The sequence below is a fragment of the Desulfobacter hydrogenophilus genome (genome assembly GCF_004319545.1).
Classification (GTDB): domain Bacteria; phylum Desulfobacterota; class Desulfobacteria; order Desulfobacterales; family Desulfobacteraceae; genus Desulfobacter; species Desulfobacter hydrogenophilus.
Genome location: NZ_CP036313.1, coordinates 5,002,592 through 5,017,536, shown reverse-complemented (window position 1 = coordinate 5,017,536; position 14,945 = coordinate 5,002,592). Strand labels below are relative to the sequence as shown.

General features: G+C 45.1%; 12 protein-coding genes. 1 reads left to right on the top strand and 11 read right to left on the bottom strand.

Going from position 1 to position 14,945, the window contains the following annotated elements; all coding sequences use genetic code 11:
- Positions 1 to 218 precede the first annotated feature (218 nt).
- The 8 genes from EYB58_RS24340 to EYB58_RS22285 form a co-directional block, all read right to left on the bottom strand.
- Entirely contained in the window at positions 219 to 515 is a 297-nt protein-coding gene (locus tag EYB58_RS24340; RefSeq protein ID WP_242637487.1) for a hypothetical protein, read from the bottom strand.
- Between the two features lie 194 nt (positions 516 to 709).
- Entirely contained in the window at positions 710 to 1,162 is a 453-nt protein-coding gene (locus EYB58_RS22315) for a regulatory protein RecX (protein ID WP_111955605.1), read from the bottom strand.
- Positions 1,163 to 1,197: 35 nt separating this feature from the next.
- Entirely contained in the window at positions 1,198 to 2,055 is an 858-nt protein-coding gene (locus EYB58_RS22310) for an acyl-[acyl-carrier-protein] thioesterase (RefSeq protein ID WP_111955603.1), read from the bottom strand.
- Positions 2,045 to 5,284, bottom strand: coding sequence for an AsmA-like C-terminal region-containing protein (locus tag EYB58_RS22305; protein WP_111955677.1), 3,240 nt, complete (start codon positions 5,282 to 5,284; stop codon positions 2,045 to 2,047). The genes EYB58_RS22310 and EYB58_RS22305 overlap by 11 nt, the downstream gene beginning before the upstream one ends.
- An 84-nt stretch (positions 5,285 to 5,368) precedes the next feature.
- Positions 5,369 to 7,423, bottom strand: coding sequence for a carboxy terminal-processing peptidase (locus EYB58_RS22300; protein ID WP_111955601.1), 2,055 nt, complete (start codon positions 7,421 to 7,423; stop codon positions 5,369 to 5,371).
- Positions 7,407 to 8,261: a ribosome biogenesis GTPase YlqF gene (ylqF, locus tag EYB58_RS22295; protein WP_111955599.1), complete on the bottom strand. Its 855-nt coding sequence runs from the start codon at positions 8,259 to 8,261 to the stop codon at positions 7,407 to 7,409. Before ylqF ends, EYB58_RS22300 begins: the two co-directional genes overlap by 17 nt.
- A complete protein-coding gene (locus EYB58_RS22290; RefSeq protein ID WP_111955597.1) occupies positions 8,258 to 8,506 on the bottom strand; it encodes a hypothetical protein in 249 nt (82 codons plus the stop codon). Before EYB58_RS22290 ends, ylqF begins: the two co-directional genes overlap by 4 nt.
- A 20-nt stretch (positions 8,507 to 8,526) precedes the next feature.
- Positions 8,527 to 9,306, bottom strand: a complete 780-nt coding sequence (locus EYB58_RS22285; protein WP_111955595.1) for an inositol monophosphatase family protein — start codon at positions 9,304 to 9,306, stop codon at positions 8,527 to 8,529.
- 255 nt (positions 9,307 to 9,561) lie between these two features.
- On the opposite strand from EYB58_RS22285, the gene EYB58_RS22280 reads away from it, so the two are divergent.
- Positions 9,562 to 10,680: a lytic transglycosylase domain-containing protein gene (locus tag EYB58_RS22280; protein WP_111955593.1), complete on the top strand. Its 1,119-nt coding sequence runs from the start codon at positions 9,562 to 9,564 to the stop codon at positions 10,678 to 10,680.
- Here the strand turns inward: EYB58_RS22280 and EYB58_RS22275 are convergent.
- The 3 genes from EYB58_RS22275 to guaA all read right to left on the bottom strand — a co-directional run bounded on the left by EYB58_RS22275 (position 10,666) and on the right by guaA (position 14,874).
- Complete coding sequence (locus tag EYB58_RS22275; protein ID WP_242637485.1) at positions 10,666 to 12,243, bottom strand: SidJ-related pseudokinase; 1,578 nt, start codon at positions 12,241 to 12,243, stop codon at positions 10,666 to 10,668. The two genes, EYB58_RS22280 and EYB58_RS22275, sit on opposite strands and share 15 nt — an antisense overlap.
- Positions 12,244 to 12,260: 17 nt before the next feature.
- A complete protein-coding gene (locus EYB58_RS22270) occupies positions 12,261 to 13,238 on the bottom strand; it encodes a hypothetical protein (RefSeq protein ID WP_111955591.1) in 978 nt (325 codons plus the stop codon).
- Positions 13,239 to 13,344: 106 nt separating this feature from the next.
- Complete coding sequence (guaA, locus tag EYB58_RS22265) at positions 13,345 to 14,874, bottom strand: glutamine-hydrolyzing GMP synthase (protein WP_111955589.1); 1,530 nt, start codon at positions 14,872 to 14,874, stop codon at positions 13,345 to 13,347.
- Positions 14,875 to 14,945 lie beyond the last annotated feature (71 nt).

The window sequence follows — 14,945 nt, the reverse complement described above, 5'->3', positions numbered from 1 at the left end:
TCTATTTACCTCCCCATTCGCTTATTTTGAAATCAGAAAAGCCAATTTATAATCATGGGGAGTCATTATTTGCCTAAAAAAAGACAATCCTGAATAATTTTAGTTTTTAATTCTTATATGGTTTGTTTTTTGCATATAAAAATTATGATTTTGCATTCCAAATATGACATAATTTTTCTGAGCAAGAGTATTATAACACAATATATTGTGTGTAAAAATTAACAAAACACTAAAAAAAATAAGCGAATGGGGAGATTTACAGGTTCTTTTGATTTGTTTTCAGGGTTTATATATTTGAAACACAGTCCGCCCATACTGATGTCGATGATTTGACCAATCTTGTTCGAATTAGGGCTGATGGCTGCATAGGCACCTTCCGCCGCTTTGTATCGTTTGTTTTTTCGACGATCGATGGTTCTTTTTCTCCCAACCATGCCTAAATCCTTAATCTTTTGTGTTAAAAATCCCCTTTGCTTATTCTGTCTCCAGGCAATAATATGCAATATCTGTGCCATAATTGGTGTATGTAGCCCCATCCTATGTATTAAGTCCTAAGCGGCGATAATCGCGAATAAATCAGGAAATTCCAAACTTGTTTTTATTCAAAAAATATAAATTTCTTCCAATATTGTGAACTTTATTTAACAATAATTGTGTAAATAAAGTGTTAAATTGAGAAAAAAAATATTTAGCTATGGGTAGTACTTCTTTAAGTTTCTTTTTTAAATATCTGCCATACAGCCTGACACACGCTGTAATCAAAGCCTCTGTAACGCAAATAGTTCATCATCTTTTTTCTGCATTCAGTTTCATTCAGTCGCTCCCAGGACTGCTTTCTATTCTCAATGGCTTTCAATGCCAGATCCTCGTCTTTGTATGCAGCCAACAGTTCTTTGGCAAGTGCCGGGTCAATGCCTTTTTTGCGTAGTTCAAATCCAAGGGCAAATATAGATTTGGGTTTGTAACGGATTCGGCTTTCAATGAACTGGCGTGCAAAGGCTCTGTCATCCAGGTAATTAAAATTTGATAACTGCACAATAACCTGCTCGATAATGTTGGCGTTATATCCTTTATCAGTTAGATATTCTTTCATCCTGCGGATGGTTTTCGGGCTTTTTGACAGATACCCCAAGGCCTTCCGGTATGCTTTTTCAACAGTCAATTTTTATGTAAAAGTCCCAATAAGTTGTTAACTTACTATCCTGTTTTGTTAGGAGTGCGCCTGGGTGTTGATAGATCAGGTCTTCCCGTGATTGCCTTATAACACAGGCTTTGGGGAGCTGTTTTTTTCCAGGAGATCATCAGGCGGGCCAGATTTTCCTTTGACGCGTGCCGGACAATAGCATGGTCTGTGAACAGCAGGTCATTTTCAAAGTGAATTGACATCCGGCTTTGCACGGTGTCTCCGGGCAGGGCCTCTTTTTGATAAATTACGTCACAGGTCATCGGGGTATATTCAAAATTTAGCGGGTCTGGTAAGGATTCCACTGCCCATCTGACATACACTGGGTTATTCACATGCTCGTTAAGATCCAGATCAAGGAAGTGAACGGGAAAGCTGCATTCATGGTCAACATGGGTAAGATCTGCACTCGGTTTGATTCGTTTGGCAGGTTCTTGCACAGGGCACGTCATTAAAGACGCCGGCATATTCGGGGCCAGCCTCACCGGCTTGTTGTTTGCGGCCTTTATTAATACCCAGATACTTGAGGCGGTTACCAGGGGTGTTGGCTTTTCCCGCGTGTGTTTCTGTTCTACCACCAGTCTGAACTCTCTGATTTCGTAGAGGTTTTTCCAGGGTCCCCGCCATGTCTGAACGACCAGGGGCGTCATCCAGTCAATGGATTTGTGAATTTGTATCCGGTATTGGGCCACCACCCACTTAAGATCCTTTTTGGCCATGTCATACCCGGAAATCCCCTGGGCGTGACATTGGGCTGAGGCTGCATCCTGGAATATATTTAACAGCCAGTCCATTTTGACCCTTCCACCCATGGTTAAAGCGGAATAGGGCAAGTTAAATTTTTGTGAAAACATGTCAGGATTATTTCTCATTTTCTTTCATCCCTTCAATCAGGCGCCCAGGTGTTGTGACCAGATCCCCCAGCAGATTGAGCAATCCCTTTCCCACGGCAGAGGGATGGAGGGGAATCACAGTGGGATCTGATAGTTTTCCATAGGCCCTGGCTGGAAAAGAGACGAGACGGCCTTTGAGAATCGTATTTACAACCGGAATATATTTAATGATGGTATCAATGGTTTTAAACGGTGCCACCAAAAAGGTGATATCCAGGGCATCATTGAGCGGATCTGCCCATCCTTCGGCTATGATGGCCATATTGTCTGCGTCAATAAAGGACTTTTTTATATGCACCACACTCTCTTTTACCTCTGCATTGGCCGTAAATGTCTTAAATCCAAATCCCTGCTGTTGAAGGTCGGTCTCTCCTAAAATATTGAGTACTGATAAAAGCCTGGAAAGCAGCGTGGCTTTAAATATACGGCCGGACTGGGCTTTGAAATTAAGAAGACCGTTTTGTTTCGACGTTACCTGGGACAGGGTCTGGGCAGCGCCGGAAAGTTCCCCCCCTAGTGTATACCTGCCTTCAATAACACTTTGACTGCCTGTCAGGCAACCGATTGAAAGCGACACCTCTTTTGCCTGATCCGTATTGAATAAAATGTGGGTTAAAACCCCTGGCTTCTTCTTATCATGATTAAGGGTTATTCGGCCTGAAAAGTCAAGATTGCAAAAAAGTGCATGGGTAATATTTATATCAGTGACCGGGTGATCAACTGTTATTTGGGCCTGAACTTTTTGGTATACATGCTGGGCATAGCCTAGTGTGTTGATATTGAGAAAAATCTGTTTCTGTTTTAGCAGGGGACGGGTGGGGGCAGATGTTTTCTGCGGGGACAAAAGGGGATCAAGATTGATCGCGTCGGCAGTTATGGTGATGTCGTTTGTTTTTTTATCCGTTGAAACAGTTAACGCCTTCTCGCCAGTCACCTCTCGAAGTTTCCGGTAAAGATATGAATCCGGATAAAGCATGTTTTCCAGGGTTGCTTTATCCAGTTTCCCGGAAAAATTTATTTTCGGCATATCTGGTTTTTTGTAAAAAGTCACATCAGCATGGGTTCGTTCCCCATCGACTATCTGCACTTTTGAAGGTATCATTTTGTCCATGGCAGGACCGTCTGCCATGAAGGATACCTTTGTACCTGATATCGTGAGCACCTGTCCCTGAAACAAACAGGTGTCTGTTTGTTTCACAAACTCTCCCCGGGTCAATGTCAGGGGCAGGACAATACTTTGGGTATATTTCGGGGAAATGTTTTTTTCAAGCCAGGCAGTTTGTTTAATGGTACAGGCAATTTCAGACAGATTTATTGATGAAGGGGTTGCGTTGAATGTGCAGAGTAGATTGGATATCCCTTTGGTCTTGTTTTGAAATACAACAGCCCCTTTGTTTACCTGACCTGTCATGTGAACCTGCCACAGGTTTGGCGAAAACATGGGACCTTCAAGCCTGAGGTCTTTAATAACCATGATTCCTGAAAAGTTTTTAACCGGGCCAAGCCTTTCCCTGGCGCCGGGGAAAAGATCAACCAGGAAGGCTGCCTGTTCCAGAATAATATTTGCGGCCATATTTTTTATATGCAGGGGAACGGAATCCCTGGTATCGATACCGGCATTAAGGTTTGATACCCTGCTGTTTCCTATGGCACCTGACATATTTTTCAGCACAACTTTACGTTTGTCCAAAAGAAAAGAGCCACCGTCGATATGGATGGGCAGGGACATGCGTTGGTAGTTTCCGCTTGCCTGGATGTTTGTTGCTGTGACCTTGACATCCATATCTTTGGGAGATTGGGTGTTATTCAGCTCAAGAATCGCATCCGTTCGACCGGTCAGGTTGGATATTTTTGACATTTCCAGGGCAAGTTCCGTATCCGGTAACAGGGAGATCAGGATTGCCGGAAGATCTTCTAAATCGACTTTCAGGGGGAATTTACCTGAGAATGGGACTGTATGTTCATGAATTAGATTAATATCAAGGTCACCACCTGTGATAACTGTTTTTCCCACATGGCCACCTTCAGGGTGAATGCTCAATACCCCGTTTTTCATCTCTGCACAACCCGAAGCATTCTCAACAATGACAGGAACATCGGGGATTTTAACTGTGGTAGATTCTGCACAGCCTTTTATAAAAAGGTTTTCTGCGTCGAACAGATGATTTATGTCATTGCTTTTAAACCCGACTGTAATCTTTTGGGCGGTTCCTGCCCTGAGTATGTCAAACAGGATTTGAGATGTTTCAAGTCCATTTAAAAGTGGCAGACACACCTGTCTTGCCTGGCCGATATTTATCTGTTCCCCGGTAAACTCAATGCTTGATATTTCTTGTCGGGGGAAAAGCGATAAATCTATTCCAACACGCCCTTTGGGATAAACAAGTTCCAAAGGCGATAGGTGTGCGGTCGCCCTGTCTTTTGACAGGTCAAATTTAAGGTCAAATTCCCTTGCGTCAATGCAGTGGTCCTTGGGTGCGTCAAGATTGACCTGAAGGGATGTGATTTTAAGATTGCCTGCAAGAAAGGTGTTTTCATCATGACGGCAGTCCACTGACAGGTGTGAGATATCAAGACCAGTTATTCGGTCTTTGAGTGCCGAGTCAAGTTTTGGAATATCATGTATTTCCAGCCCAATCCCTGATATCTGCGCTTTGATATTCACAGCGCGTGTTCGGCCTGTCATGCGAACCCAGCAGTCCATGGTGTTAAAATAATTTGACCGGGCATTGGTAACAATTATATCCAGGTGATCCGTATCTGCGAAGGGTAGATCAAGCAATCTGTCAAATCCGTTTTGTACTGCTGCGGCAAAATCTGGTGGCATTATGGATTTATTATTTTCGGCAACCGCCTTTTTCAGCATTAGTTCAGGGGAGTGAAGGGTAATGCGCCTAACGGCCGTCTTGAATTTGAGCAACTGGGCGGGGTTCAGTTCCACCAGCGCTTTGTCGATTGTAAGTTGGTTTCTTGGGTCAATTTGTGCCGATATACCTGTGATGCTCAGAGCTGGCAGGGGGGTGAGGATAAATCCTAACTGATTGAATCGAACCTCAATACCGGTTTTGTCTTGAAGACCCCGGGTCAGATGCGCTTTGACCTTCTCAGAGTTGATCAGTGGGGTAATGGCAAGGCACAGAGCTACTGCGTATGCGGCCACGGTTGCCGCAAAAATAAAAGCAATGCGTAGTATGCGTTTTTTGTTCATGGCCATGCATTCATATTTGTTTGGGCAAAAAAATAATTGACTGGATTCTATCCATATAGATTGCCCTAGGGATAAAACTGAATGCTACTGCCAGTTATATCCGGTTTTATGGCTTAACGTAATAAAATCAGCAGCAATGTATTTGGCCTGGTCTGTCAGGATTGTTTTGATTTCTTCTTTTTCCGGGTCAATGTCATCCAGGGTTGTCAGAGGGTTTTCCCCTTTCTGTTTCCGGTAATTGTTTTCCAGGGCCAGCTCTTTTTGGTTAAAAACGGTATCTGTTTTGAGGCGTTCCGCCAGATTCAGGGAGAGTTTTTTTTGTTCACTCAATGATTCTGCCAATTGAATGCGCTGGGTGAGATATTTAATGCCAAAAGACTTGTCAGCCCTTTTTTTATAGGCATCGTCTAACGGTTTGATCATGGGCTGCAAAGATATATATGCTGAATAACGGGTGGCATCAATGTGGTCCCAGAGCAGGGCACCGTCAAGGGCGCTTTCACCGGTATCTTTGGTCCTGTAGATCTGGGGAAACCAGATGTCAGGTTCAACGCCTTTGTGTTGGGTGCTTTGACCAGAGACCCGGTAAAATTTAGCCGAGGTCATCTTCAGTCGTCCATCCCCCAAGGGCTTGAGCTCCTGAACCGTGCCTTTGCCAAAACTCTGGGTGCCCACAATAAGACCCCGGTGATAATCTTTGATGGCACCTGCAAAAATTTCACTGGCCGATGCGCTCATTCTGTTGATGAGCACCATAAGAGGCCCGGTGTAGACAATTTTGGGATCTTCATCATATATGCGCGATACCCTGAATTTTGTTTTGACCTGTACCGTGGGGCCATATTTAAGGAACAGTCCTGTCAGATCATTGGCTTCTTTGAGTGACCCACCCCCATTGTCCCTTAAATCAACAATCAATCCGTCAATTTTCTCTTTTTTTAACTGCTTGAGTAGTTTTGTCACGTCTGCCGTCGTGCTTTTGTAATCCGGGTCACCTCTGTGATAGGCATCAAAATCGATGTAAAAATTGGGAATTTCAATGATGCCCAATTTATAGGTCCGGCCGTTTGAGGTTAAATTCACCACCTTTTTCTGGGCGGACTGTTCCTCAAGTTTTACCTTGTCGCGTTTGATGCTGATGGTGGCGGTTACACTGGATTTTCTTGCAGGAATAATTTTTAACCGCACAAAGGTATCCTTGGGCCCCCGAATTTGGTTGACCACATCATCAATGCGCTGCCCAATGGTGTCCTTGATCTCTCCATCACGACCTTGGCCCACGCCGATGATTTTGTCCCCGGGTGCAAGTTTTTGGGATTTGTCTGCCGGACCTTTGGGAATAAGCCGGACCACCTTTGTGTATTCATATTCGTTTTGCAGCACCGCCCCAATACCCTCTAAACTCAGTTTCATTTGAATATCAAAATCCTCGGACAGGCGCGGGGCAAAATATTGGGAATGGGGATCAAAGGACATGGTGACGGCATTCATAAAAATCTGGAAGACATCCCGGGGTTGTGTCTGGGACAGGTGGGACAATCGGTTGGTGTAAATTTTTTCCAAGGTTTCGGAAATTTCTTCATCCGACGTCTTGTCTATTTTCAAATTGATGATATGGTTTTTCAGCTCTTTTTTCCACAGGGGTTTAAGGCCTGACGTGTCTCGGATAAAGGGTTTATGCTCATAATCAATGACAAGAGTTTCGTTTTTGGTAAAATCAATTTGGGTTTGCCAGGATTTGGCTAGTTTAAGAATATATTCAAGGCGCTGTTCGCTGCGGAACTGATAAAGGTTGAAAATTTCAAATGCCGGTCCAAGGTTTCCCGTTTTCAGGTATTTATACATCAGCTGTTTTAACGGTGCAAATTCATCAAGATCTACCTGGGTCAGAAGATGCCTGCCGGGATCCAGGGATTTTATATAACGGTCAAACACCAGAACGGACATATTTCTATCCAGTTTTTTTCCGGTGAAATGATCCCGTTCAAGGGCATTGACAATGGCAATACACCTTTGGGATTGTTCCTTTTGAAACGTCAGTTCGGTAATTTGTGCATGACAAATTGGTGCACAATAAAAAACCGCTGCGACAACCAGTAAAGCCCGAAGCCCGGGGCAAAGTTTATTGATCAGTGTCATAGTCTATGTTTATATCCTTTGGTGTTTCAAAACTGATCCGGCCAAGCCTGCCGGATCTAAGATCTCTGATAATAAGTTGTGATGCTTTTTGAAAATCAACATACCCGCCTTTTTTAAGGCATCCCCTGGCTTTCCCCACCGATTCGATAAGGGCCTGGGGCTCCCCGGGAAACGGTTTTAAAAAGGGGTAACGCTCAACAAGGCAGGCCGGGTATCTTTCTATTAAAAGTTGAGCGGCAAAATGGGCAATTTCATGGTAATCAACGGCTGTATCACTGATGGCCCCGGAGGCAGCTAAGGCAAGCCCGCGCTGCCTGGGTTCAATCACCGGCCACAGGATACCCGGGGTATCGTAAATATCAATATTGTCTTTCAGGCTGGTGCGCTGCTGGTGCCGGGTAACGGCTGGTACATTACCGGTCTTTGCCACCTTCCGACCGGCCAGGGTATTCAAAATTGTTGATTTTCCGGTGTTGGGAATACCCACCACCATGATTTTTGTTTTCCTTGCTTTGTTTCTGTCTACCATTGACACCATTGATTGTAGGGCACGTGATGCGTCTTGCAGACAGGTTCCACAGATTGCTGCTGCCGGAAGTTTCATGTCCCGGTTGAAATATTCAAGCCAGGCTTGTGTCGCCTCCGGGTCGGCAATATCGGCCTTATTCAGTATTTTTATTCGGTTTTTGCCTGTGGCAATTCGCTCTAAAAAGGGGTTTGAACTGGATAAAGGTAACCTTGCATCCACCACCTCAAGCAGGGCATCCACCCTGGCAATGGCACTTTTAAGCTGGTTTTTTGTCTCCAGCATATGGCCGGGAAACCACTGGATATTCATCTTTTTATTTTTTTAATTTCCTGTTGGTGATTGATTGTTTTTTCCGGCGGCATGGGTTCGTGTTCAACGCTGTCTTTTTGAAAAAGATACAAATATGAAAAGAGTATCGCAATGATACTGGAACCGATAAACCCGCTGACAGCCAAGGCAATGGTATACCCAATCCAGTCGTAATGACTGTAATACCCGAAGGCGCCGCCAGCTGTCAGGCTTAGAATGAATATAAAAGAAAAAAGTAATTTCATGGGTATATAAAATATTTAGTTTACGCTGATGGGCAAAATTTTGTCAGAATACGGATTAGTTTATTGTGCAACCCCTTGTTTGCCGCAGCAAACCCTTTTTCCGGATATTGTCCGCCGCCTGTAAAATCGGTGACCACACCACCTGCTTCCTTTAAAATAACTGTCCCTGCTGCAATATCATAAATATTGAGATTCATTTCCCAGAATCCGTCCAGACTGCCCAAGGCCGTATAACAAAGATCCAACGCCGCAGATCCGAAGCGCCGGATGTCCCGAAGTTTTGGTACGATTTCGTTAAAAATCGGTAGATTGTTGTTTTTCATACCGGCCCTCAGACACGCAAAGCCCGTTGCCATGACCGCATTGTCAAGCCCCCTGGTTTCAGAAACTTGGATTGCGGTGTCACCGATAAATGCGCCTTTGCCCTTTTCAGCATAAAACAGCTGATCCATAGCCGGGGCATAGACCACACCGAGCACAAGTTTTCCTTCTTTTTCAAGGGCAATGCTGATGCTGTAAAAGGGCAGCCGATGAACAAAAGACGTGGTGCCGTCTATGGGATCAATGATCCACCTGAATCCGCTTTCTGACTGGACAGCCCCGTACTCTTCTCCGAGCACACCATGGTCAGGATACCGGGTAAGGATGGCTTTAACCAGAAACGCTTCAACTTTTTTGTCTATGTCGGTGACAATATCTTTTGCTGATTTGAATTCAAGGTCATGACATGTTAAATTTTTTTGGCCTTCAAGGCAGATTATACCTGCTTCAAGGGCCAAATCTTTTATAAATGAAATCAATATATTAACCGTTTTAAACTCATTTCTTCAAGGCCCATTAAAAATTAAGATCGACTATTATGGCATATTACTTGGCATTTGAAAATACCCGGTACATCCATTGAAAAAACATCGACTTCATTGTTCTGAAGCTGCCGTATTAACATGCTAATATACAATTTCCCCTTCTTGATTTTTAAAGTATGACATGCAATAATAATTATTTATTTAATCTGCGGCCCTAAGGCGTTAACCCCCACACAACACACGGATATTATGAAACGATCTCTTGTTTTCACAGTTTGTCTGGTAATGTTTGCCGCAAGTTTAACACTGGCGGCAGAAGAAAAGTCAGAACCATCTAAATCCGAACGACCCAGTGTAAAGACCCACATTCCCACCTTGGTGGAAGCCGTTCGTTTTTCCGGTGATATTCGTCTTTGTGGGGAAAAAATACCTTTCACAGACCCCGAAGTCAGGGAGCGGCTTGAAAAAGAGATGATGCTGGCTGTATGGAACCGCCCCCAGGTGATGCTGTGGCTCAAAAGGGCACATCGGTGGTTTCCCCACATCGAAAGCGTTTTAAAGCAGGAAAAACTTCCCCTGGACTTGAAATATCTACCCATTGTGGAAAGTGCGCTCTTGTCCCATGGGGAATCCCCTAAAGGCGCGGTTGGATACTGGCAGTTTATTAAAAGCACAGGTAAAAGATATGGATTGCGCATTGATTCAAACGTCGATGAACGCCGGAATATGTTTCGCGCCACCCAGGCGGCCTGTCGATATCTTAACGATCTTTATTCTCGGTTCGGCTCATATCTGCTGGCCATGTCCGCATATAACATGGGGGAGTATGGTCTGAGCAATGCCATGGAACGTCAGGATACCCGGGATTTTTTTTCCCTTTATCTGCCCCTGGAGACCCAGCGATATATCCTGAAAATGGTTGCAGTTAAGTTGATTATGTCCTATCCGGAAAAGTATGGGTTTCATCTTGAGCCCCAGGATCTTTATCCGGTCTTTACGTTTTCTGAAATCAAACTTTCTCCAGAAAATGTTGTGCCTTTATCCATGATTGCCAAGGCCTGTGAAATTCCATTCAAAACCGTCAAGGATTATAACCCCCAGCTCCGGGGATATTTTCTGGGGCAAGGCACAACCACGCTCCTTGTGCCCGAGGGAAAGCATAAGGATTTTCAGAGAAAGTTTGCCCCCCTTTACAAGACTTTGGTTAAAAAGCAGTTATCTTCTAAGAAGTACCATGTGGTAAAATCCGGGGAAAGCCTTTCGGCCATTGCACGAAAATATCATATATCCCTGTACAAATTGCAGAAACTTAATAAGCTGTCAAAGAGACATGTCATTCATCCCGGGGATAAATTATATGTGAGATGAGCCTTTTTTTAAAAAATAGGTCGATACGCAGATTGCGGAAAATTTGAAAAGGAATGCAATGAGTTCCGGTATGGAGATGGACTGATTGAATTCGCCAAGATGGGGACCGGTAAAAAGTATAATCTCTTCTTTCCCTTTGGCCGGTATACTGGAAAGCCCTCGGTCCGTCAGGAATTTTTCAAACTGCTCATCGTCCATTGCTAACTGATCCTGTACCCTTAACGTCTCTTGCATATGCTCATCAAAACCCATTTTTTCAATGAGGATTTCAACCAGCGCAGGGATATTAAATGGGGTTGGATCAAAGGTTTCAGATTGGGTTAAGCCTTTGAAATAATGTTCACACACCCCTGTCAAAAGCGATTCAAACAGATCCGGACAAAAAAGATCCCGGGTGTTCACATAGGGGCGCGTGTTGTCTGTTCCCCTTCTGTGCGGTGCCTTGTTCCTGAAGCAGGAACCTGCCACCAGAATAAAACTGAGCAGGTATTCTCCGGTATAATGTTCAAGGTCTAACGGTTTTGCCTGGCAGGCAATGTGTTCAAAATCCCGCAAACCGGATGCCGCAAAATTGGGGAACCGGCTGGAGTTCAACCACTGATCCAGACGCCCGGCATGTTCCCACAAGTATCTGCCATTGTCGTTTCTTCTGCCCTGCTGAACCCGGTTATGGAATAAAGGGATCAACGCCGTATGGAAAACCCCCTGGGATGACAGTCTGCCCAAGGCAAGGGCCGATTTGAAAAACGATGATTGAATTTGTTTCCAATCCGCGCCTTTTAAATTGGGGTATTCATAATAACCCGGGTAGGGGATGAAGACGATGCAGACAGACCTGTATAGTGTTTCGGGACCACCCTTGGGCAGTTCATCCGTGATGCTGAATAGGTATCTGCCTTGGATACAGATCGGTTTTGGAACATGGTTTACAGATTCTATAAAATTCTTGGAGAACCACTCCATCCAGACCGCTTCCCGGTGTATTTCAGTGATGTTATCTTGGGTTGTGGCAAATTTGATTACGCCCAGAATTTTTATTCCTGCCCGGACAATCAGGCTTCTGCCCTTCCAGGTCCATTGCGCATCGGCCGACAAACTTTCCCCTGTGGCTGTAAATTTTTCGGCAAGGTGGGAAAGATCAATGTTCAACGGCATGACGTTGTTGGGAACAGAAAGACTATGCTGTGCCGGGCTATTGTCTGCCAACCGGCCAAGCGCCTGGCTTAGGGCACGAAGCCGGTTTCCTGAACTTTTCATCAGAAGCGACATCAGTTTTGGCACAATGGTTCGGATAATATCGTTCTCCATTTCCCTGCCCATGTCCACCAAGGTGCAAGCGGCCTCATGATATAAAAAAAAGGCTTGTTTGGCCTTTTTAAACCTTGCGGTTTCAAATACAGAGAACAGCGCATCCAGGGTGTGTTGGGTAACAGTGAACGGATAGTCAGCCGCATGCTGGCTAATATATTTGACACCCATATACGCCGCAGAAAAGTCCAGACAATGATTAATAAGAAGGTGTTCTTCCCGGATCCGTGCACTGGAGGGTGGGGAAAGGCTCATCTTTTTTATAAAGCAGTTTATTGGGAAAGATCCTGCTCTGAAATACCTCTGGTGCCCGGCGCCTTATAGACCGGCAGATTCGGTGCTTGTGCTTTTGGGGTGCTTTTTGGGGGGGCAGAGGGGGAGGATGCTTGTGGCTTTTTTGTTGATTGGACCTGAGTTGTCGACTTTGCAGCAGCAGCCGTGACCGCTGCTTTTTCAGCTGTTGCATTTGCTGCGTCTGCGCGTTTTTTGACGTCATCAATCCGTTTTTCAAGATCCTGTCTGAGCCGGCTTAAGTTTTTATCTACTTTTTTGTCTATGGATGCTGCCGTCTCTTTTTTTAATCTATCCAATTCTTTGCCCAGTCGGCTTGTATCCTGAGTTAGTTGTGCAATTTTTTGTTCATAGGCGGACAATTCAAGCAGTTTTGCGTGAAACTCTTTTTTAATCTGTTCGGAGACCGCTTTGAAATTCGAACTGTTTTTATCAATGGAGGATAAAAGCTCTTGGTTAATACGTTCCATGGTTGCCAGAGTAGATTTATCCTGGTCTGCATTGGCCTTAATCCGTTTATCCAACTTGGCAAGGGCTGCTTCCATGGCTTTAAGATCCACCTTGGCTGCTGACATTTTTGCGGTCTGGTTTTCAAGGGCCTGGCGCTTGGTTTCAAGGGTTGTCAGCTTTTCATCCAGCTCGTGGGTGGTTTTGGCAATGCGCACATCCAAAGCATTGAGCTTGATTTCAAGATCCTGTGACACCTGTGCCATCTGGTTTGCCTGGGTCTGATCCACATCCACCACCTTTTCGGTGATGTCCATATAGACAAAGGCCAAAATGGCAATGATAATGCAGGGGATAATCACGGAGATAATGGTCACCCGCTGGGATACTTTTTCTATTTTAAGGGTGTTGGCTTCCTGCTGGAAAATTTCGCCTCCAATGCTTGGCCTATCACCCTCGGGTACCTGGTCCTCTTCTGGATTCAGGTAGTCTCCGAGTCTGTTTTCACTCATAACTGATTGGTGCCTGTATTATCACTTCTGTTGTGGGCTGAAAGTCTTGGGACCGCAATTTTGTTCTCTTATGATCATCTGCGGTCCTTAGCTCAGCCCCTGGTTGTTATTCCCATTCAATGGTGCCGGGGGGTTTTGAGGTGATGTCAAAGACCACACGGTTAACCTTGTCCACTTCATTGATAATCCGGTTGGAAATTTTTCCCAGAAGATCGTGGGGTAGTTTGGCCCAGTCCGCTGTCATGGCATCATTGGATGTGACCGCACGAATAGCCACACAATTGGCAAAGGTGCGCTTGTCTCCCATGACACCGACACTTTTTATCGGTAATAGCACAGCAAAGGACTGCCACAGTTTCCGGTAAAGGCCGGCTTGTTTGATTTCCTGGATAAGAATGTCATCGGCCTTTCGAAGAACATCAAGGCGCTCTTTGGTAATATCCCCTAGGATGCGGATGGCAAGCCCTGGGCCGGGGAAGGGCTGGCGCCAGACAAGACCCTCGTTGATACCAAGTTCAAGGCCAAGTTTTCTGACCTCATCCTTGAACAGCAACTGCAACGGCTCAACGAGTTTGAGATTCATCTCTTCGGGCAGCCCCCCCACATTGTGGTGGGATTTGATGATCGACGTGGGACCGCCAAAAGCGGATTTGGATTCAATAATATCCGGATACAACGTGCCTTGGCCAAGGAACTGGGCACCTTCAACCTTTTTGGCCTCGGCGTCAAAAACTTCAATGAAAAGTTTACCGATGATCTTTCTTTTCTTTTCAGGGTCCGTAACCCCGGCCAGTGCGGTTAAAAATTTTTCTTGGGCATCCACAAATTTGATGTTCATGTCCAGATTGGCCAGAAGGCTGACCTCAAGCTGCGCTTTTTCATTCAGGCGTAAAAGTCCGTTATCCACAAAAATGCAGTGCAGGTTTTTTCCCACGGCTTTATGGATCAGGGTGGCGGCAACAGAGGAGTCCACCCCGCCGGAAAGGCCCATGATCACTTTTTTGTCTCCAACCGCATCTTTGATCTGGGCAATGGCACCTTCACTAAAGGATTTCATGGTCCAGTTCTGATCGCATCCGCAGACATCAAAAAGAAAATGGCGGATCATGGCAGCCCCGTTAATGGAGTGCTCCACTTCCGGGTGGAATTGCAGGCCAAAAAGCTTTCTTGAGTAATCTGCAATGGCGGCAATGGGGGTGTTGTCGGTCTGCGCTGTAATTTCAAACCCTTGGGGCAGGGTTTTTGCAGAATCGCCATGGCTCATCCAGCATTGAAAGCTGTCATCCATCTCCTTGAACAGCGGGTTGCCTGGATTGATGCGCAGTTCGGCAAAACCATACTCTTTTTTACCCGCCTGTTTAATGGTGCCTCCAAGGGTATGCACCATGTAGTGCATGCCGTAGCAGATACCAAGAATGGGGACGTTCAAGTCAAAAATACCGGCGTCTATGGTCGGGCTGTTTTCTTCATAAATAGATGAAGGCCCGCCGGAAAGAATGATGCCTGTAGGGGAAAGTTCTTTTAATTTTTCCAGGGAGATATCCGCCGGTTCCACCTGGCAGTATACATTATTTTCCCTGACACGCCGCGCAATCAGCTGGTTAAACTGGGATCCGAAGTCAATAACAATGATCATGGGTGTTTCCTGCAATGATTAGATTTAAATCGACAAATTTTCCTATAAACATGGGAAAATTGCAAGTTGTT

Coding starts and splice junctions, on each gene's coding strand:
- EYB58_RS24340 (WP_242637487.1), bottom strand. CDS start 515: ATGGCACAGATATTGCATATTATTGCCTGGAGACAGAATAAGCAAAGG.
- EYB58_RS22310 (WP_111955603.1), bottom strand. CDS start 2,055: ATGAGAAATAATCCTGACATGTTTTCACAAAAATTTAACTTGCCCTAT.
- EYB58_RS22305 (WP_111955677.1), bottom strand. CDS start 5,284: ATGAACAAAAAACGCATACTACGCATTGCTTTTATTTTTGCGGCAACC.
- EYB58_RS22300 (WP_111955601.1), bottom strand. CDS start 7,423: ATGACACTGATCAATAAACTTTGCCCCGGGCTTCGGGCTTTACTGGTT.
- ylqF (WP_111955599.1), bottom strand. CDS start 8,261: ATGAATATCCAGTGGTTTCCCGGCCATATGCTGGAGACAAAAAACCAG.
- EYB58_RS22290 (WP_111955597.1), bottom strand. CDS start 8,506: ATGAAATTACTTTTTTCTTTTATATTCATTCTAAGCCTGACAGCTGGC.
- EYB58_RS22280 (WP_111955593.1), top strand. CDS start 9,562: ATGAAACGATCTCTTGTTTTCACAGTTTGTCTGGTAATGTTTGCCGCA.
- EYB58_RS22275 (WP_242637485.1), bottom strand. CDS start 12,243: ATGAGCCTTTCCCCACCCTCCAGTGCACGGATCCGGGAAGAACACCTT.
- EYB58_RS22270 (WP_111955591.1), bottom strand. CDS start 13,238: ATGAGTGAAAACAGACTCGGAGACTACCTGAATCCAGAAGAGGACCAG.
- guaA (WP_111955589.1), bottom strand. CDS start 14,874: ATGATCATTGTTATTGACTTCGGATCCCAGTTTAACCAGCTGATTGCG.